Source organism: Streptomyces sp. NRRL F-6676 (assembly GCF_000725625.1).
GTDB lineage: Bacteria > Actinomycetota > Actinomycetes > Streptomycetales > Streptomycetaceae > Streptomyces.
Map to the genome: position 1 here is coordinate 201,975 of NZ_JOHS01000008.1, position 18,756 is coordinate 220,730.

Sequence of the window (18,756 nt, forward strand, 5' to 3'; positions counted from 1 at the left end):
CCCCCCAGGCGCGATGCTTGACCCCGCCCCCGCGGCGCCCCAGGATCACGGGCAGTACGGGCCGACGGAGGGACAGGGCATGACGCCAGCGGCAGGGGAAACGGACCAGGGCGGGCAGGGCGGTACGGCAGGCCGGAGCGCCACCGTGGACGGCGTGCTGCGGCGCAGCGCCCGCCGCACCCCCGCACGCGTCGCCCTCCACTACGCCGACCGGCGGTGGACCTACGCAGACCTCGACGACGCCGTCTCCCGCGCCGCCCGGACGCTGCTCGACACCGGACTCGCCCCCGGCGACCGGGTCGGCGCCTACGGCCACAACTCCGACGCCTATCTGATCGGCTTCCTCGCCTGCGCCCGGTCCGGACTGGTCCACGTGCCCGTCAACCACGCCCTCACCGGGGCCGACCTCGCCTACCTCGTCGCGCAGTCCGGCTGCTCCCTCGTCCTCGCCGACCCGGACCTCGCCGGAAACCTGCCCGACGGCGTCCGCGTCCTGCCGCTGCGCGACGCCGAGGACTCGCTGCTCGCCCGGCTCGCGGCGACCGAGCCGTACGACGGCCCCGAACCGCGCGCCGAGGACCTCGTCCAGCTCCTCTACACCTCGGGCACCACCGCCCTGCCCAAGGGCGCGATGATGACGCACCGCGCGCTGGTGCACGAGTACCTCAGCGCGATCACCGCCCTCGACCTCCAGGCCGGCGACCGCCCCGTGCACGCGCTGCCGCTCTACCACTCGGCCCAGACCCACGTCTTCCTGCTGCCCTACCTCGCCGTCGGGGCCGAGAACATCCTCCTCGACGCCCCCGACGGCGACCTGCTGTTCGACCTGATCGAGTCGGGCCGCGCGGACAGCTTCTTCGCCCCGCCGACCGTCTGGATCGCCCTGGCCGCCCGCCCCGACTTCGGCACCCGCGACCTCGGCGGACTGCGCAAGGCCTACTACGGGGCGTCGATCATGCCCGTCCCGGTCCTCGAACGGCTCAGGGAACGGCTGCCGCACCTCGCCTTCCACAACTGCTTCGGGCAGAGCGAGATCGGTCCGCTCGCCATGGTCCTCGGCCCCGACGAGCACAAGGGCCGCATGGACTCCTGCGGCCGCCCGGTGCTGTTCGTCGAGGCCCGGCTGGTCGACGAGGACGGGCGGGACGTGCCCGACGGCGAGCGCGGCGAGATCGTCTACCGCTCGCCGCAGCTCTGCGAGGGCTACTGGGACAAACCCGAGGAGACCGCCGAAGCCTTCCGCGACGGCTGGTTCCACTCCGGCGACCTCGCCGTACGCGACGCCCACGGGTACTTCACCGTCGTCGACCGGGTGAAGGACGTCATCAACTCCGGCGGCGTACTGGTCGCCTCGCGCCAGGTGGAGGACGCGCTCTACACGCACGAGGCGGTCGCCGAGGCGGCCGTCATCGGGCTGCCCGACGCGCGCTGGATCGAGGCCGTCACCGCGGTGGTCGTCCCGCGCGGCCAGGTCACCGAGGAGGAACTCCTCGCCCACGCACGGGAGCGGCTCGCCCACTTCAAGGCGCCCAAGCGGGTGCTCTTCGTGGACGCCCTGCCCCGCAACGCCAGCGGCAAGATCCTCAAACGGGAGTTGCGGGGCCGGTTCGCGGGCGCGGAGCAGCCCGGGGAGCCCCGCGAATAATCCGGTGACCGCGCCCTCCACCGCTCACCACAATGGGCCCCACCAGCACAGGGATTCCGGCACGGGGACTCCCTGCGGAGGGAGGGACCCGCCCATGTCCGCCACCCATCACACCCACGGCGCCGACGTCACCCACGTCCTGCTCTCCGGCGTCGTCGGCTCCACCGCGTACGGACTCGCCCACGCGGGCTCCGACGTCGACCGGCTCGGCGTCTTCGCGGCACCCACCGAGGAACTGCACGGCCTGCACCGGCCGAGGGAGTCCCATGTCACCACCGCCCCCGACCGCACCCTGCACGAGGCGGCGAAGTGGTGCCGGCTCGCCCTCGGCGGCAACCCCACCGTGCTCGAACTGGTCTGGCTCCCGGACGAGTTGTACGAGGTGCGCACCGCGCTGGGCGACGAGCTCATCGGCCTGCGTTCCACCCTGCTGTCCGCCCCTCGCGTCCGCGACGCCTACCTCGGCTACGCCACCCAGCAGTTCCGGCGGCTCCAGGCACGCGGCGACGGCTCCTTCTCCGCGGACCTGCGCAAGCGCACCGCCAAACACGCCCGCCACCTCAAACGCCTGTGCCACCAGGGCCACGAGCTGTACGCCACCGGCCGGCTGACCCTCCGCGTCGAGGAGCCGGAGGAGTACCACCGCTTCGGCGAGCGGGTCGCCGCCGACCCGTCCGCCGCGGAGCCACTCCTGCGCCACTACGAGGACGCCTTCGCCACGACCCGCACCGTGCTGCCCGCGCAACCGGACGAGGCCCCCGTCGAGGCCTGGCTGCGCCGCGTCCGCGCCCACCTCTACACCCGGCCGGACGACGGCCGGACCGGCGGCTGACCCGGGAAAGACCGGGAGGGGGCGGGCACCACCCGTGCCCGCCCCTCCGGCACACCACTCGCCCGGGCGGCCCAGCGGCCCGAGCCCGCCTTCCCCGCCGCCCCGGTTCCACGAAGCCTCCCCCTCACGTGCTCTGTCGGTGCCCGGACCCGGTCGCTAGGCTGACCGCGGACGACGAAACCGGGAGGAGCACGGCCGTGGCCGAGAGCACCATCCAGCAGCACCCCCTCGCGGGCTGGGACAAGCCCGACCTTGACCTCAGCAACGCCGAATGGCACTCCAGCAGCAAGGGACGCGGGGATGTCCAGATCGCCTTCGTCGAGGGCTTCATCGCGATGCGCAACAGCGGCCGCCCCGAGAGCCCGTCCCTGATCTTCACCCCCGCCGAATGGGGCGCCTTCGTCTCCGGCGCGCGGGAGGGGGAGTTCGACCTGACCTGAGCACCGGCCCCAGGTCCGTCGCGGGCGCGGGCACGTACCATGGCGGCATGTCCTTCCTCCGCCGCCGCAGCGCCACCCCCGCCGGGCCCGACTTCGACGTACTGGCCATGGATCCGGGCGACTGGCCGGGCAACCTCGGTGCCGGTCTGCTGCCCGCCCCCGACGGCAGCTGTCAGGGCGTGTTCCTGCGCTACGACCTGTTCGGCGGCCGGGGCCCCGCGATGATCATCGGCAACCTCCCGGAGGGATCGCCCGCCCGGGAGGTCGACGAGGACGAGATCCCCTTCGAGGTGGCCCAGCTTCTCCTCGCCCTGGAGAACGACGAGGAGGTCACCGTCGTCGGCACCGAGGACATGCCGGTGCTCCAGGGCGACAACCTGCTGGTGGTGCGCCGCCTCAAGCTCTCCGAAAGCCGCATCTCCTGTGTGCAGTTCGACCGCAGCGACAACGTCCTGGTGACCATCGCCGCCTGGGACCGCCCCATCACCGACGACCTGTACGCCCTGCTCAAGCCGCTCCCCGCCGAGCTGTTCCAGCAGGGCTGACCGCCGGAAGCCGCTGAAAGCAGGCGCGGGCGCAGGACACACGGGGGCCGGGCCCGCCTCCCCGCGGACCCGGCCCCTGAGCATGTCCCTCGTGGCTACGAACCCGAGGGAAGCACCGTCACGTCGGCCGCCCGGACGAAGCCGACCCGGTGGCCGTACTGGATCTCGTAGTACCTGTCCTTGCCGGTGACGACCTTGTGCGAGGCCTCGTCGAACGTCACCGCGTAGTAGTACTGGCCCGGCAGCTCGTCCCCGACCACGTACTTCTGGCCCGCCGGGATCCGGTACGGCAGCGGCGACACCGACTGCGCCGGGACGCCCGCCGGGTACGCGGCGGCCTCCGGGTAGGCGCGGCCGTAGACGGGGATGTCGCTCGCGCCGGCCTTCGGTGTCACCACCGTGCCCTTGGCGTGGACGGCCGTCGGCTGCTTCGCCGGGTTCTTGAACCAGGCCTTCTGGCCCAGGTACCAGATCGCCGTCCAGTCCCCGTCCTGGCCGGCCACCGCGTACTGCTGGCCGGTGGAGACCCGCGAGGCGAGGTCGTTCACGTCGATCGTGGAGTCGCCGCCGCCCGGCCGCAGGCCGATGTCCTTGATCAGCGGCGCGCTCTCGTCGGGCGCGCTGTACAGCCGCACCTCACTGGAGCCGTGCGCCGCGCAGGGCTCGTCGCCGTCGGCGCAGCCCGTGTACCGCGGTGTGTTGGCCGCGTAGTCGGGCCGGATCGTCACCAGGCCGCCCTTCGCGTCGGCGGTGCTCTTCAGCGGCGCGCCGAGCAGGTCGAAGTAGTGCCGCCAGTCCCAGTACGGGCCCGGGTCGGTATGCATCCCGGGCACGGTCGAGGTGGTGGGCCCGGGCACGTTGTCGTGGCCGAGGAGGTGCTGGCGGTCCAGCGGGATCTTGTACGTGTCGGCGAGGTACTTCACCAGCCGGGCCGAGGAGCGGTACATCGCCTCCGTGTACCAGGCGTCCGGATCGGCGAGGAACCCCTCGTGCTCCAGCCCGATCGAACGGGAGTTCACGTCCCAGTTCCCGGCGTGCCAGGCCACGTCCTTGGCCTTCACATGCTGGGCGACGTGCCCGTCGGTGGAGCGCAGGGTGTAGTTCCACGACACATAGGCCGGGTCCTGGACGAGGTTGATGACCCCGTCCCAGGCGCCCTCGGTGTCGTGGATGACGATGTACTCGATTGTTTGCGAGGCGGGGCGGCCGGCGAGGTCGTGGTTGCCGTAGTCGTCGTCCCCGAACTCCTGGTACGGCGCCGGGATCCATTCGCACGCCACGGTCTTCGGGCACTCGGTGCCGGCCGCGTGGCCCTTGTGCAGGCCCGCGCGGCGCAGCGGCGCCCTGTCGGGGGCCAGGCCGGGGCGCGCGGCCAGGGTGACCCGCTCCCCGGTGTCGGTGGTGCGCCGTTCGCCGGTGCGGAGCACGTCGTAGACGTCGTCGGCGTACGCGGCGGCGGTCGCCGTGTCGTCCGCGCCGGAGAACGCGGCGACGGCCCCGTACCAGTCGGCCGGGTCCGTGCTGAGCGGTTCGCCGAGACGTTTCTGCGCGGCGGCCAGCAGGGCGGCGCCGCCGCGGATGTTGGCGGCGGGGTCGCTGCGCAGCGTGGCGGCGGGGATGCCGGTGAGCCCGGCGGCCTTCGTGAGCGTCGTGAGCCGGGCCGGGAGGGCGGCGGTGGCCGGGACGCCGGGTGCGTGGGCGTCCGGGTGCAGTGCGGGTCGTGCCGTGTCGCCGCGGGCGTCCCCGGCCTTCCCGGGGCGCGCGGTCGCGGTCTGTTCCGGGTGCGTGGCCGCGTGGGCGAGCGCGGTGCGGGCGTCCGTGAGGTGCATCGGGCCGTAGCCGCCGGAGACGCTGGGTGCGCCGGCGTGGGTGTCCCAGCGGGACTGGAGATACGAGACGCCGAGCAGCACGCCGCGCGGTACGTGGTACTCCGCCGCGGCGGTGGCGAAGGCGCGCTGAAGCCCGGCGGTGCGGGCACCGGGCGCGGCCGTGCCGCCCTGGCCGGCCGCCGGGGCGGCGCCGAGCAGGGGGAGCAGCAGGGCGGCGGAGGCGGCGACGCCGGCCGCCGTCCTGCGGGTGGGTCTGTGTCCGGTGGTGGGGGATCCTCGCAAGGCATGCCTCCTGGGCGGTCTGGCGCGATGGGGCGTGCGGGGCCGAACGTGCGTCTGTGGTACCGGCTCCTTGACGTGCCGTCAATCATGCGCAGGAGGTGGGGTTCTCCCCGCTCAACGGCACGCGCCCGGACCTGCGGTGCGTCAATGGAGTGGACCAATGACCCGGATGGACGCGTCCGCGTGACCTTCGTCCCGTCAGCGCGTGCCCACCGCTGCGCGGAGTGCGCGGCGGGCCAGTTGGCAGTCGTCGTGGAGGCGGCGGAGGAGGAGGCGTTGTTCCTCGCCGGACGGGGTGGCGCCGGGGGGTGTCGTCGGGGGGCTGTCGTGCATCGAGCGCTGGACGGCCGTCTCGTACGTGCGGATCTCCCGGGTCAGTACCAGCATCAGGTTGACCAGGAACGCGTCCCGCGAGGCCGGGCCGGCCGACTGGGCGATCTGGGCGATCTGCCGCCGCGCCAGCGGGGCGTCCCCGAGGACCGTCCACAGCGTCGCCAGGTCGTACCCCGGCAGATACCAGCCCGCGTGCTCCCAGTCCACCAGGACCGGGCCCGCGGGGGAGAGCAGGACGTTGGACAGCAGGGCGTCGCCGTGGCAGAACTGGCCCATGCCCTGGCGGCCCCCCGCGTGCGCGATGCCGTGCAGCAGCTTTTGCAGGTCGCCCATGTCCCGGTCGGTGAGGAGCCCGAGGTCGTGGAAGCGGGAGATGCGCTCCGCGTAGTCCAGCGGGGCGTCGAACGTGCCCGCCGGCGGCCGCCACGCGTTGAGCCGGCAGATCGCGCCGAGCGCGGCCCGCACGTCCGCGCGCGGCGGGGCCTGCACCGGGTGCCGGTGGAGCGCGGCGACCCGGCCGGGCATCCGTTCGATCACCAGCGTGCAGTTGTCCGGGTCCGCCGCGATCAGCCGTGGCACCCGCACCGGCGGGCGGTGCCGGACGAACGCGCGGTAGGCAGCTATTTCGTGCCGGGTCCGCTCGGACCACATCGGCGAATGGTCCAGTAAACACTTGGCGACGGCCGTGCTGCGCCCTGTCGTGCCCACCAGCAGCACCGAGCGGCCGCTGCGGCGCAGCACCTGCACCGGGGTGAACTCCGGGCAGATGCGGTGCACCGAGGCGATCGCCGTGCGCAGCTGCGCACCCTGGGGGCCGGACAGGTCGAGCCTCCCGCTGAGGGGCGCGCCGGCCAGTCCGGGCACACGCCGGGGCCGGCCGGCCCCGTGCACGGGGGTCTGCGGACGCGCGGGGTCGAGGTAGGGGCCGCCTGCTCCCGGCCGGCGGGTGCGCAGCGACGGGGACGGGGCGGACACGGAGGACGATGCTGCGTACATGGGTGAACACGGATCCCTTCGTGTGCCGGTGAGTTGCCGCGCCGCTCCGGCCCGGTCGCCGCGGCGCACCCTGGGGAATGCCCCTGGGCGACCGGGTCGGGGTGGCGCATTCCTACCTGACACCCGGGGCCGGTGGGCACACCATCTGGCGCACCCTGGCGAACCCTGGCGAATAGTCCCGCAGCAACTGACAGGCGGCTACTGTCAACTCAGCCGAGTACCTGGGGGCTTGACGTGAGCGGACAACCCAACACCCGTCTGGCGGACCTCTTCGGCCTGACCGGATGGTCCAAGGGAGAACTCGCGAGGCTGGTCAACCGGCAGGCGGCGGCCATGGGCCACCCCCAGCTGGCGACCGACACCTCCCGCGTTCGGCGCTGGATCGACATGGGAGAGATCCCGCGCGATCCCGTGCCACGGGTGCTGGCGGCCCTGTTCACCGAGCGTCTCGGCCGTGTCGTGACCATCGAGGACCTCGGTCTGGTCCGGCACGGGCGTACGGGGAAACGGCCGGGCGGCGGGGACGTGGAACATCCCGACGGAGTGCCGTGGGCGCCCGAGCAGACCGCTGCGGTCCTCACCGAATTCACGGGAATGGACCTCATGCTCAACCGACGCGGTTTGGTGGGCGCGGGCGCCGCGCTCGCCGCGGGCTCCGCACTCAGCAGCGCCATGCACGACTGGCTGCACACCGATCCGGCCCTGACGGCCGACGCCCCCGACCTCGACCACCCCCTGCACGCCGACCCCGCCGGGTACGACCGCTATGAGGCCGCCCCCATCGGGACGCAGGAGATCGAGGAACTGGAGCGCTCGGTCGAAGTGTTCCGCGCCTGGGACGCGGCCCGCGGCGGCGGGCTGCAACGCAAGGCGGTGGTGGGCCAGCTCAACGAGGTGGGAGGCATGCTCTCCTACCGGCACCCCGACCATGTGCAGCGGCGCCTGTGGGGCGTCGCCGCCAACCTCGCCGTCCTGGCCGGCTGGATGTCGCACGACGTCGGCCTGGAACCCACGGCCCAGAAGTACTTCGTCATCGCCGCCCACGCCGCACGGGAGGGCGGCGACCGGCCCCGCGCCGGGGAGGCGCTCTCCCGCGCCGCCCGCCAGATGGTGCACCTCGGCCGGCCCGACGACGCCCTCGACCTGATGAAGCTCGCCGACTCCGGCTCCGGCGACCAGGTACTGCCGCGCACCCGGGCCATGCTCCACACCATCGAGGCCTGGGCGCAGGCATCGCTGGGCCGGGGCCAGGCCATGCGGCGCACGCTGGGGCAGGCGGAGGAACTCTTCGTCTCCGACAAGGGGGACGTGCCCCCGCCGAGCTGGATGCAGCTGTTCGACGAGGCGGATCTGCACGGCATGCAGGCCCTGGCCTACCGCACCCTCGCCGAGCACGAGCCGGGCGCGGCGGCCATCGCCCAGCAGCACGCCAGGAAGGCACTGCACCTGCGGGAGAGCGGGCGCGACCGGTCGAAGATCTTCGACCACCTCACGCTCGCCTCGGCCTGCTTCCTCGCCGACGACCCCGACCAGGCCGACCGCTACGCACGGCTCGCCCTGAACTCGATGGGGTCGAACTCCTCCCACCGCACCTGGGACCGGCTGCGCGAGATGTACCGGCTCACCGCCCAGTACTCCAGTTATCCGAACGTGCAGAACCTGCGCGAGGAGATCGAACTCGCCATGCCGCCGGGCTGGAAACGCAAGGGAGGCAGCAGCACCGCCCGGGCCTGACCCCCGTCCGTCCGCCGCGCGTCCGCGTCTTCGGCGGCTACGTCAGCCGGTGACCCTGGCCACCAGCACGCAGGCGTCCTCCTGGCGCTCGGTCCCGCCGAACTCCTCGACGACGGCCCGTACGCAGCCCTGTGCGCCGCGGGCCGCGCCGAACGTTGCGGCCAGACCGAGCAGCCGCCGGGCGGCCGCCGGGCCGGGGTGCCGGGGCACCAGCCCGCCGGTGTACAGAAGCAGCAGGTCACCCGGGTGCAGCGGCTCCTCGGCCGCACCGTAGGAGGCGCCGGCGGTCGCCCCGAGCAGTACGCCGTCCGGCGCCGTCAGCGCACGCCCCGTCCCGTCGCGGAACAGCAGCGGGGCGGGGTGTCCCGCGCGCGCCCACCGCAGCGTGCGCGAGGCGGGCCGGTACCGGCAGCAGAGGGCGCCGCCCAGCGCGGGCTGCGCGAGGGAGGCGTCGAGCAACTGGTTGAGCCGGCCGAGGAGTTCCCCCGGCTCCGCGCCCGTCACCGCCATGCCGCGGACGGCACCGAGCAGCATTGCCACCCCGGAGGTGGCCGCGACACCGTGCCCGGCCAGCTCGCCCACGCCCAACAGCGTCTCCCCGTCCGGGAGTTCCAGCGCGTCGTACCAGCCGCCCCCGACCGGCGCCCCGGCGGACGACGGCAGATAGCGGGCGGCCAGGTCCAGCGCGCCGGGGCCCTGGCGCGGGAGCCGCAGGGGACCGCGCCACGGCGGCAGCACGGCCTCCTGCAACTCGACCGCGACCCGGTGCTCGGTCTGCGCGAGCCGGCGGCGCTGGTGCAGCGAGTCACGGGTCTCGCGCACGGTCCGCCGCCGGCGGCGCAGTTCGCTGACGTCCCGCAGTACCGCCCACATCGAGACGGTGGAGCCGTCGGCGTCGAGCACGGGTTCGCCCATCATGTGCACGGTGCGCTCCGCGCCGTCGGGGCGCAGGACGCGGAACTCCCCGTCGATGGGGCGGGCGTCGATCAGACAGTCCGTGACCATCGTGGTCAGTCGCGCGCGGTCGTCCTCGTGCACGAGGGAGGGGAGTTCGTCGAGGGTGAGGGCGGGGGCCGCGGGATCGCGGCCGAGGATCCGGTACAGCTCGCCGGACCACGCGGCCCGGTCGGTCAGCAGGTCCCACTCGGCGGACCCGACCCGGCCGAGCAGCGGCCCGCCGGGGGGCCGGGGCTGCGGGGCGGCCGGCGGTGGGCCGGTCGCGGAGGCGTGGGCGGCCGGGAGGGGCGGGGGGCCGTCACGCAGCTGGGCCAGATGGGCGTCCAGATCGGCGAGCTGGTGCAGCGCCAGATCGTACAGAGCGCGCTGCCAGCGGGCCTCGGGATCCGAACCGTCCGCGGGCGCCTCGCGCCGTACGGCGTCCATGTCGCCGCGCAGCCGCCGGGTCCGCGAGAGCAGCGCGTCGACCGCGCCGCGCCGGGGCGGCTGCGCGGCGGAGCGGTCCGCTGACGGAGGGGGCGACATGGCGTACTCCGGGTGACAGTGCGACCGACTGGTGAGGAAGGACCGTTACGACTGTCGCACAGCGCGTCGCGCGCTGTAAGGGATTTGCCAACATGGGCGCCGGGGATGCGTCTGGCATATGACGGTGTCCCGGCGTTGGGCAGTGCCCCGGCCTCGCGCCCCGCGCTCCCGCGCCCCTGGAGGCCCCGCAGGGCCTCCAAGGGGCGTGGGGCTGTATCGATCTGCGGCTCCGCCGCGCGGGCGCGACCAGCCACGAACCGCCCGCACCCGCCAACGAACCGCATCCCCCACCCATGAGGCGCCCGCACACCCGACGTCACGCGTACAACGCCGGCCGCGCCGCCAACCGCACCGGCACACGCGCCCCCGTACGCGCGGACCGCACGCCCGCCTCGGCGGCCGCTGACGACGCGTACCCGTCCCACGCACTCGGACCGCCGACGCGGCCGGCCCGGCACGCGTCGACCCAGTCCCGCAGCTCCCGGTCGTACGCGTCCGCGAACCGTACGAGGTAGTCCTGCGGCACCTCCCGCGACTCCCGCCCCGGTGCCGTCACCGTCATGCCGTGCTCCTCGCCGATCCGTGCGCTGCCGCCCTCGCAGACCGCCTCGCACCGCACCTGGTAGCCGAAGCCGGTGTTGACGAAGATCTCCACGTCGACCAGGACGCCCCCGTCGGTCTCCAGGACCACGAACTGCGGGTCGACGAGCCCTTCGGGCGCCCGCCCCGTGCTGCCCGGACGCAGCACGGTCACCGCGGTCGGTTCCTGGCCGAGCAGCCAGCGGGCCGCGTCGATCTCGTGCGACACCGAACTGTCCACCAGCATCGCGGAGGTGAAGCCGGGCGGCGAGGAGACGTTGCGGTGGACGCAGTGCAGCATCAGCGGGCGCCCGAGCCCGCCCTCGTCCAGCAGGGACTTCAGCCGCAGGTACTCCGCGTCGTAACGGCGCATGAACCCCACCTGGACCAGCCGCCGGCCGCGCTTCACCTCCGCCTCGACCACCCGCAGCGCCCCCTCCGCGTCCGGCACCAGCGGCTTCTCGCACAGCACCGGCAGATCGCGGGCGAACGCCTCGTGCAGCGCGGCCTCGTGCGCGGGCCCCGGGGAGGCGATCAGCACCGCCTCGACACCCGGCGCGTCCAGCGCGGCGGCCACCTCGGCGTGCGCCGACGCGCCCTCGATGTCCGCCACTGCCGCCTCGGCCCGCGCGGTGTCCGGGTCGGCGACCGCCACCACCCGCGCCCCGCTCACCACCCGGTCGAGCCGGCGAATGTGATCGGCCCCCATGTGACCCGCACCCAGTACCGCGACACCCAACAGCCCGCTCACGTCCGCACGCCCCTTCACGATCATGGCCTCGGCGTAGCGTAGGCGGCCGGGACGCGTGGGGGGAGATCAGCCGTCCTCCTGCTCCGGCCCGCAGGAACTGCCGTCCGGGGGCAGGGTGCCGTACAGCAGGAAGGTGTCGACCTTGCGGTGCACGCACGGCGAGGAGGCGTAACCGGTGTGTCCCTCGCCCCTGTTGTCGAGCACCACGGCGGAGGGGCCGAGCCGTTTCGCGGTCTCCACCGTCCAGCGGTACGGGGTGGCCGGGTCGCCGCGGGTGCCGACCAGCAGCATCTTCGGCGCGGGCACGTTCCGTACGTCCTCGCGCACGAAGTCGGTGCCCCGGGGGCGGCCGTAGCACATCAGCACCTCGGCCAGCCGGTAGCGGCCGAAGACCGGCGACGCCTCCTCGTAACGTGTGCGCAGCCGGCCGAGGTCGCCGACCATCTGGGCGGCGGTGCGACGGTCGGGGTCGTCGGCGCAGTTGACGGCCATCAGCGCGGCCGGGAGGTTGTCGGCCGGCACGTCCTCGGGGTCGACGAGCCCGCCGCCGGCCCGGGCGCCCCCGGTGGCGGGGGCGGTGTCCTCGCGCCCGGGCGCGGGGCGGGAGCCGGTCAGGTCCGCGTACCCGGGGACCGGGCCGGGGCGGGGCGGTGCGGCGGGACCGTCGGGTGCGGCGGCCCTGGGGGGTACGACCGTGCCGCCGCCGGTGAAGCCCGTGAGGCGGCCGGCGTCGCCGCCCTGTGTCAGGTCGGCGAGCGCCTGTTCGAGCGCCGGCCAGAACTCCTCGCTGTACAGCCCCTGTCCGATGGCCGCGACCAGGTCCTGCCCGGTGAACTGTCCGCCGAAGTCGGTCGGCAGCGGATCCTCGTCCAGCGACCCCACCAGCCGTACCACCTGCTCCCGGGCGGCGCGGGCGTCCTGCCCGAACGGGCAGGCGACGTCCTGGGCGCACCAGGCGAGGAAGTCCTCCAGCGCCCGCTGCTGTCCCGCCGCGCTCACCACACCCTGCTCGTCCAGCGACTCCGTGAGGGTGTCGACGCCGTCGAACACCATCCGCCCGACCTTCTTCGGGAACTGCGCCGCGTACACCGCGCCGAGCCGCGTGCCGTAGGAGAAGCCGAGGTAGTTGAGCCGGTCGTCGCCCAGCGCCTGGCGCATGACGTCCAGGTCGCGGGCCGCGTTCACCGTGCCGATGTGCCGCAGCACCGGCCCCGAGTGCGCGGTGCACTGGGCCACTGCCGAGCGCAGCGCCTTCAGCGCTGCTTCGGGATCCTGCCCGACGGCGCCGTCCTCGGTCGCCGCCAGCATCTCGTCGGTGCCCTCGCCGCAGCTCACGGGGGAGGAGCGGCCGACGCCGCGCGGATCGAAGGTGACCACGTCGTAGCCCTCGGTCAGACCCATGAAGTCCTTGCCGCCCAGGGCCAACTGGGGGACGCCCGGGCCGCCGGGTCCGCCGAAGTTCAGCAGCACCGAACCCCGGGACGGGCCCGACGCGCGGTAGCGGGCCAGCGCCAGGTCGAGCGTGCCGGCGGCGGGGCGGGCGTAGTCGAGCGGCACGGTGACCTTGCCGCACTCCAGGTCGGACGGCATGCCGTCGCCCTCGCACGCGGACCAGGCGACGCGCTGCCGGTAGAAGCGCGAGAGATCGGGAGGGGAAGGGGAAGAGGGGGCGGTGCGTGGCGTGGTCGGTGACGGGCCGGTGGCCGCCGCCGGGGCCGACGGGGCGCCGGCCGGGCCGAGCAGGGCGAGCGCCGTCGCCGTGACCGCCGCCGCGGCGGCCGGCCGGCATCCGAACATCGGCAGCATGCGGCCTCCCGGTACACCCGGCTGCGCACCGGGAACTCCCCCTGTTCGAGCCGTGCCCGCCCCCGGCTCACCATAGGCGGGCCGGGCCCGCGCCGCCTCCGGACGGCGGGGGAGGGGCGGCGGGCGTACGTCGGCGGGGTGTACGTCAGCGGGCCGCGCGGGACGGGTCCGGTGCGGTGGGTTTCTCCTGGCGGTCCCGAGGGGTGCCGCCGGCCGCCGGGCGGGGGACGAACGCCCAGTCCATCCGGGGCTCGACCACGTGCCGGAAGGCCGTCCGTACCGGCGCCGAGCAGAGCGCGGTGATCATGCCGACCGCGAGCGCGGTGACCAGCAGCTCACCAGCGGGCGTGTGCAGCCAGGGGTGGTCGTACCAGCCCCAGAAGCGCGAGGACTTGATCAGGAAGCCGTGCAGCAGATAGCCGTACATCGTGCCCGCGCCCAGCGTGGTGAACCACATGTGGCGGCGCGGCACCCAGGCGAGGAAGCACGCCGTCAGCGCCAGCGCGAGCACGAACAGCGCCGGCGTGGTCAGCAGCCCCGCCCACGCGGGGGCGCCCTGGCCGGTGACCGCGCCCCGGTGGTACAGCCAGCCCGCGTCGAACGACGGGGCCGCCCAGTACGCCGCCGCCAGTACGGCCGCGAACACGGGGAGCGCCAGCAGCCGGGCCCGGCGGGTGCGCAGCCGTGCGAAGTGCGCCGGGCGCAGGGCGAGGCCGAGGACGAAGTACGGCAGGAAGCCGAGGGCGCGCTGTATCGACAGATCGCCGCCGAGGTCGGGGGAGCAGGCGGCGAGCATCGCCAGGCCCATGGCGAGGGGGAGCGGGTGACGCAGCATCAGCCACAGGGGGGTGGTGAGCCGCCAGATGAACAGCGCGACCAGGAACCACATCACGTACCAGGGGTCCAGCAGGCTCAGCGGGTAGCCCGGGTCGTCCTGTGCCCACCGGTAGAAGAGCGTGTACGCCGTCTCGAAGATCAGGTACGGGACCACCACGCCGGTGATCAGCCGCTTGAGGCGGCCGGGGGCCATGTCGAAGCTCCGCGAGAAGTAGCCGGAGATCAGGGCGAAGGCGGGCATGTGGAAGGCGTAGACGGTGAGGTAGACGGCGTGGGCGGTGCGGCTGCCGTAGGTGAGGGGTTCCCAGGCGTGGCCGCAGGCGACCAACACGATGGTGAGGTATTTCGCGTTGTCGAAGAAGGGGTTGCGGGGAGTGGACCCGGCGGACCTCTTGGGTTCCCCGGACTCCTTGGGTTCCGCGGAGCGGTGGGGTGGTGGGGGTTGTCGGGCGGGTTGCGTGGGTACGGGTGGGGATGAGTGGGGGGCCTGGGGGGTGTCGGGCACCGCATCTCCCATGCGCGGGGACGTTGGACGGACCAGGCGCGCCTGCCCCGTTGTGCGCGGGTCATTCGTGGGGGCGGGGAAGGCCGTCCCAATGGCGGAACGGGGTTTTCCCCGCCCCCTCTGTCCTTCCGTCCGCCGGGGGCTCCGCCCCCTTCGACCCGGGGGTGGGGGAGCGTGGGATTCCGCTCCCCGCGCCCCGGTCCGCGTCCCCTGAGGCGCGTGTTCAGCGGCGGGACATGCCGCGGTCCAGTGCCGCTATTCCCAGTGCTGCCAGGGCGATCTGGATCAGCCATTCGATCCAGTCGACGCCGTTCGTGTCGGCGACGCCGAGGGCCGAGGCGAGGGCGGAGCCGATGAGTGCGGCGACGATGCCGACCAGGATGGTCAGCAGGATGCCGATGTGCTGGCGGCCCGGGACGACGAGGCGGCCCAGTACGCCGATGACGATTCCGATCACGATGGCGCTGACGATGCCCGCGATCTCCATCTCTGCCCCTCCTTGTGAAGTCCCCCGTGCACTCTCTGTACGAGGCCTTGTAAGAGGTCGGATGCCCGCTGTCGGCCGGGGCAGTCCGGCTGTCCGGTCACCGGCCGTCCGCGGGTCCGGCGAGCCGGGCCAGTCCGCGCAGTACGGGCGTACGGCCCCGGCGCGGCACCGTCCAGAGTGTGTGCCCGCGTACGCCCCACCGCGCCAGCAGCGCGCTCGCGGCGAGGAAGCCCGTGGTCGCGGCGCGTTCCATCAGGGCGACCGGCAGTTCCGTGCGCACCAGGTCCCCGGCGACCGTCACGGCCGGGTCGGGCGTGCGGACGGTGGGCCGGCCGGCGTGGGTGCCCACGGCGAACAGCGGGCAGTCCGCCCGCCACTCGTGGCGCGCGTCGACGATCCGGGCGTCCCGCGTCTCGGGGTACACCCGGTGCAACTGCTCGATCAGCCGCCGCTGTTCGGCCTCCCGGCCGGCGCCCTCGCCGGCCAGCGCGTACGCGTGCAGCTCGACGACCGAGCCACCGGTCCGCGCCGCCCACCGGGCCGCCTCGCCCTCCCACCGCTCCAGCACGCTGACGTTGTCCAGCGACCCGTACCCGCTGGTGCCGAGGAAGCCCGGCCGGTCCGGCGCCACCGGCCGGTCCAGCCACAGCCGGCTGACCAGGAACGGCGGCGCGGTGCGCAGCCGGGCGATCCCCGCCCGCCACTCCTCGGTGACCAGCCGGGGAGACTCCCCGACGACCGCCTTCAGCCCACCGGTGTCCAGCGCGAGCACGAGCCCGTCGTACCGCGCCGGGCGGCCCCCGGACGCGCGGACGACGCACCCGCCGTCCGGCGCCGGAGCCACGCCCCGCACCGCCGTCCCCGTACGGATGTCCACGCCCAGGCCGGCCAGACGGCGGGCCAGCGGTTCCCAGAGGGCGGTGGGGAACGGCTCGCGGGGGACGTCGAAGAGGAGGCCCTCGCCGGAGCCGAGGAAGTAGATGTGGAACATCAGCACCATCTCGGCCGCCGACAACTCGCGCGGGTCGGCGAAGAAGCTGCGCGAGAACACCTCGAACGCCAGGTGGTGCGCGGCCGGGGGAAAGCGGACGGAGGCGAGGAAGTCGTCGGCGCTGACACCGTCCAGCCGCGCGTAGACCTCCGGCACGCGCACGTCGAGCAGGGGCAGCGCGGCCCGCGGCCGCATCCGCAGCAGGTCGCGGCCGCGGAAGGCGGGGCTGAGCACGGCGAAGCCCAGCGCGCTCCACGGAGGCGTGCGCGGCACGTGCCGGAAGCCGTCGCGCAGGCCGTCGGCGTGCACGAGGGGGTAGTCGGGGAGGCCGGTGAGCAGGTCGAGCCCCGGGTCCGTCCGGCGCAACAGGGCGCGCAGGTTGTAGTACTGGCGGAAGAACGCGTGGAAGCCGCGGCTCATGGTGACCCGGCTGCCGTCCGCCAGCGTCACCGGGTGTCCCGCCAGCCGGCCGCCGAGCACCGGCTCCCGTTCGTACAGCGTGACGCGTACGCCCCGTTCGGCCAGCCCGGTCGCCGCCGCGAGCCCCGCGATGCCGCCGCCGACCACCGCGACCGAGGGGGCCTCGCCGGTGACGCGGGGGCGGCCGGGCGCGGGGTCGAGGCGGACCGCCCGGCGGTCCCGGCCGCGCCCCGGGGAGACGGCGCCCGCCGGGGGCCTCACGCGGGCACCCGGCCCACGAACGTGTGGGTGATCCCCGTCTGCCAGCCCGGCAGCGGCAGCACCCGCACGTCCGCGAACCCGGCCCGCGAGAGCCGCCTGCCGAACGCGTCCGCCGTGTCGAAGCCGACGACGCTGCGCCACAGATGGCGGTAGAGGGCGCCGTCGCCGTACGCGCTGCCGAGCGGCGTGACGATGCCACGGCACACGGCGTCCCAGACCAGCCGGTGCGCCCGCCGGCCGCTGAGCGCGTACTCGTGCACCGCGAGCCGTCCGCCCGGCGCCAACAGGCCGCGCACCTCGGCGAGTACGGCGTCCGGGTCGGCCACATTGCGCAGCAGGTACGCCGCGAACACCGCGTCGAACGGCCCGCGTACGCCCTCCTCGGCCAGGCGTTCGGCCGGCGCGTGGACGAACCTGACAGGGGCGGCCCACGGTTTGCCGGCGGCGCGGGCCAGCATCCCCGCCGACGCGTCCACCGCGGTGATCTCCGCCCGCGGCAGCACGGCCCGCAGCGCCGCCGTCGACGCGCCCGTGCCGCAGCCGAGGTCGAGGACGCGCGCCCCGGCGCCGCCGTCGGGCAGGCCGAGGCGGCGGGCGGAGCGGCGCAGCTGGGCGTGGTAGCCCGGATTGAGGGCGACCAGCGCGTCGTACCGGGGCGCGGCCCGGTCGAACGCGCCGGCCAGCGCCTCGTCGCGCAACAGGGTCATGGGGACTCCTCGACGGGTGGGGGAGCGGGGGCAGGGGCGGGGAGCGGGCGGCGGGGGAGACGGGGAAGTTCCGCCGCCGTGCGCAGCATCGGGCGTACGGGGGCGTGCAGGCCGACGGCGAGATCCTCGTACAGGCCGGTGCCGCCGTCGAGGAAGCGCAGCAGCCGTGGCGTCGGCACCCGCGCGAACAGGCGGCTGAAGAACTCCGCGCCGTCCACCCGGCCGGTGTCCAGCGCCCGCAGCAGTACGGCGTCCATCGCCCGGGACCGGGCCGAGTGCGCGGGCGGCGGCAGCGGCCGGCGGCCCGCGCGGAGGGCGGCGGCGATCGCGCGGGTCTGCCGCTGCACGGCGGCGAACGTGTAGCCCGTCGACGGGCGGGTCGCGCCGCCCGCGGCGCCGATGCGGAAGACGGACGCGCCGGTCGTGCGGGCGAAGGGCGCGTCGGTCATCGGGATGACGCCGGACTCCGTCGCCACCACCTCCAGCGGGCCGAGCCGCAGCACGTCCTCGGTGTACGCGCGCAGCGCCGCGTCGTACGCCTCCCGGGACAGGACGGTGCGGGAGAACTCGGTGTACTCCACCAGCGCCTCGTGCGGCCCGGTCGGCAGGACGTAACCGAACGCCAGTCCGTGCGCCGGGCGGGGGACGCGGAAGTCCATCAGCTCCACCACGGTGGGGTCGAACACGGGGCGGGAGGTGCGGACGAACCAGCCGCGGAAGTGCTGGAGCAGGGTGGTGCGGGCGGCGGGGAGGCTGCCGGGCGGCCGGGAGTCGAACACCCAGCGGGCGCGGACGGCGACGGGGGCGCCGTCCGCGTCCCTGCCGTGGAGCTCCGCGCCCCCGCGCACGCTCCGTACCGTCTCCACGGCCACCTCCCGGCGCCGGATCGCGGGGCGTTCGGCGAGCCGCCGGGCCGCGAACGCCTCGAACGCGTCCGAGCGCAGCATCTTGTAGCGCAGCGGGGCGGTCTCCCCGACGGTCGCCCGCCCCGTCGGGCCGTGCACCCGCAGCCGCTGCCAGGTGGCGGTGAGGGCGCTGTCGTACGGGCCCGGGCCGCGCTCCCAGTAGCACCAGGTGCGCGGCGGCGGGCGCAGCGGGCCGGGGGGTGCGTCGAGGAGCAGTACGGAGGGGCGGGCGGCCGGTGCGGCGGAGGGGGCGGAGAGCCGGAGGGCGAGCGAGAGGCCGGCGGCGCCCGCGCCGACGATCACCACGTCCGCGTCGTTCACCCGGGGCCTCCTTGTCGTCTGTACCGCTCGCACCGCACCGCTCGTACCGCACCGCTCGCGTCAGGGGT

15 protein-coding genes are annotated in these 18,756 nt (G+C 74.6%); 5 read left to right on the top strand and 10 right to left on the bottom strand.

Features of this window, described 5'->3' with window-relative positions; translation table 11 throughout:
* Positions 1-79 precede the first annotated feature (79 nt).
* The 4 genes from IO29_RS07625 to IO29_RS07640 all read left to right on the top strand — a co-directional run bounded on the left by IO29_RS07625 (position 80) and on the right by IO29_RS07640 (position 3,462).
* Positions 80-1,645, top strand: a complete 1,566-nt coding sequence (locus IO29_RS07625) for an acyl-CoA synthetase (protein ID WP_051707370.1) — start codon at positions 80-82, stop codon at positions 1,643-1,645.
* A 94-nt stretch (positions 1,646-1,739) separates the two neighbouring features.
* Entirely contained in the window at positions 1,740-2,477 is a 738-nt protein-coding gene (locus tag IO29_RS07630) for a nucleotidyltransferase domain-containing protein (protein ID WP_033224719.1), read from the top strand.
* Positions 2,478-2,674: 197 nt separating this feature from the next.
* Positions 2,675-2,917: a DUF397 domain-containing protein gene (locus tag IO29_RS07635; protein ID WP_030377952.1), complete on the top strand. Its 243-nt coding sequence runs from the start codon at positions 2,675-2,677 to the stop codon at positions 2,915-2,917.
* A 47-nt stretch (positions 2,918-2,964) separates the two neighbouring features.
* Positions 2,965-3,462 carry a hypothetical protein gene (locus IO29_RS07640; protein WP_030377953.1) on the top strand — a complete coding sequence of 166 codons (498 nt, stop codon included), beginning with the start codon at positions 2,965-2,967 and terminating at the stop codon, positions 3,460-3,462.
* A 95-nt stretch (positions 3,463-3,557) separates the two neighbouring features.
* Here the strand turns inward: IO29_RS07640 and IO29_RS07645 are convergent, their stop codons facing one another.
* Positions 3,558-5,573, bottom strand: coding sequence for an N-acetylmuramoyl-L-alanine amidase (locus tag IO29_RS07645; RefSeq protein ID WP_030377954.1), 2,016 nt, complete (start codon positions 5,571-5,573; stop codon positions 3,558-3,560).
* Positions 5,574-5,771: 198 nt separating this feature from the next.
* Complete coding sequence (locus tag IO29_RS07650; RefSeq protein ID WP_030377955.1) at positions 5,772-6,902, bottom strand: aminoglycoside phosphotransferase family protein; 1,131 nt, start codon at positions 6,900-6,902, stop codon at positions 5,772-5,774.
* Positions 6,903-7,136: 234 nt separating this feature from the next.
* Here IO29_RS07650 and IO29_RS07655 point away from each other — a divergent pair, with 234 nt between their 5' ends.
* On the top strand, positions 7,137-8,636 hold the full coding sequence (locus tag IO29_RS07655) for a DNA-binding protein NsdB (protein WP_030377956.1): 1,500 nt from the start codon (positions 7,137-7,139) through the stop codon (positions 8,634-8,636).
* Positions 8,637-8,678: 42 nt separating this feature from the next.
* Here the strand turns inward: IO29_RS07655 and IO29_RS07660 are convergent, their stop codons facing one another.
* The 8 genes from IO29_RS07660 to IO29_RS07695 form a co-directional block, all read right to left on the bottom strand.
* A complete protein-coding gene (locus IO29_RS07660; RefSeq protein ID WP_030377957.1) occupies positions 8,679-10,118 on the bottom strand; it encodes a PP2C family protein-serine/threonine phosphatase in 1,440 nt (479 codons plus the stop codon).
* 316 nt (positions 10,119-10,434) lie between these two features.
* Positions 10,435-11,448, bottom strand: coding sequence for a Gfo/Idh/MocA family protein (locus IO29_RS07665; RefSeq protein ID WP_030377958.1), 1,014 nt, complete (start codon positions 11,446-11,448; stop codon positions 10,435-10,437).
* A gap of 66 nt (positions 11,449-11,514) precedes the next feature.
* Positions 11,515-13,254 (bottom strand): alpha/beta hydrolase, encoded by a 1,740-nt coding sequence (locus IO29_RS07670; protein WP_030377959.1) that lies wholly within the window; start codon positions 13,252-13,254, stop codon positions 11,515-11,517.
* A 145-nt stretch (positions 13,255-13,399) separates the two neighbouring features.
* Entirely contained in the window at positions 13,400-14,608 is a 1,209-nt protein-coding gene (locus IO29_RS07675; RefSeq protein ID WP_078618099.1) for an acyltransferase family protein, read from the bottom strand.
* Between the two features lie 211 nt (positions 14,609-14,819).
* Complete coding sequence (locus IO29_RS07680) at positions 14,820-15,083, bottom strand: GlsB/YeaQ/YmgE family stress response membrane protein (protein ID WP_030377961.1); 264 nt, start codon at positions 15,081-15,083, stop codon at positions 14,820-14,822.
* A 97-nt stretch (positions 15,084-15,180) separates the two neighbouring features.
* Positions 15,181-16,755 (bottom strand): FAD-dependent oxidoreductase, encoded by a 1,575-nt coding sequence (locus IO29_RS07685; RefSeq protein ID WP_033224722.1) that lies wholly within the window; start codon positions 16,753-16,755, stop codon positions 15,181-15,183.
* The gene (locus tag IO29_RS07690) at positions 16,752-17,462 is read right to left on the bottom strand and encodes a class I SAM-dependent methyltransferase (RefSeq protein ID WP_030377963.1); all 711 of its coding nucleotides are present in this window, start codon (positions 17,460-17,462) and stop codon (positions 16,752-16,754) included. The genes IO29_RS07685 and IO29_RS07690 overlap by 4 nt, the downstream gene beginning before the upstream one ends.
* Positions 17,459-18,688, bottom strand: coding sequence for a lycopene cyclase family protein (locus tag IO29_RS07695; RefSeq protein ID WP_030377964.1), 1,230 nt, complete (start codon positions 18,686-18,688; stop codon positions 17,459-17,461). The genes IO29_RS07690 and IO29_RS07695 overlap by 4 nt, the downstream gene beginning before the upstream one ends.
* Between the last annotated feature and the right edge of the window lie 68 nt (positions 18,689-18,756).

Bases quoted from the DNA above. Each gene is read 5' to 3' on its own strand.
- IO29_RS07690 (WP_030377963.1), bottom strand. From the start codon at position 17,462: ATGACCCTGTTGCGCGACGAGGCGCTGGCCGGCGCGTTCGACCGGGCC.
- IO29_RS07670 (WP_030377959.1), bottom strand. From the start codon at position 13,254: ATGCTGCCGATGTTCGGATGCCGGCCGGCCGCCGCGGCGGCGGTCACG.
- IO29_RS07675 (WP_078618099.1), bottom strand. From the start codon at position 14,608: ATGGGAGATGCGGTGCCCGACACCCCCCAGGCCCCCCACTCATCCCCA.
- IO29_RS07650 (WP_030377955.1), bottom strand. From the start codon at position 6,902: ATGTACGCAGCATCGTCCTCCGTGTCCGCCCCGTCCCCGTCGCTGCGC.
- IO29_RS07680 (WP_030377961.1), bottom strand. From the start codon at position 15,083: ATGGAGATCGCGGGCATCGTCAGCGCCATCGTGATCGGAATCGTCATC.
- IO29_RS07625 (WP_051707370.1), top strand. From the start codon at position 80: ATGACGCCAGCGGCAGGGGAAACGGACCAGGGCGGGCAGGGCGGTACG.
- IO29_RS07660 (WP_030377957.1), bottom strand. From the start codon at position 10,118: ATGTCGCCCCCTCCGTCAGCGGACCGCTCCGCCGCGCAGCCGCCCCGG.
- IO29_RS07630 (WP_033224719.1), top strand. From the start codon at position 1,740: ATGTCCGCCACCCATCACACCCACGGCGCCGACGTCACCCACGTCCTG.
- IO29_RS07640 (WP_030377953.1), top strand. From the start codon at position 2,965: ATGTCCTTCCTCCGCCGCCGCAGCGCCACCCCCGCCGGGCCCGACTTC.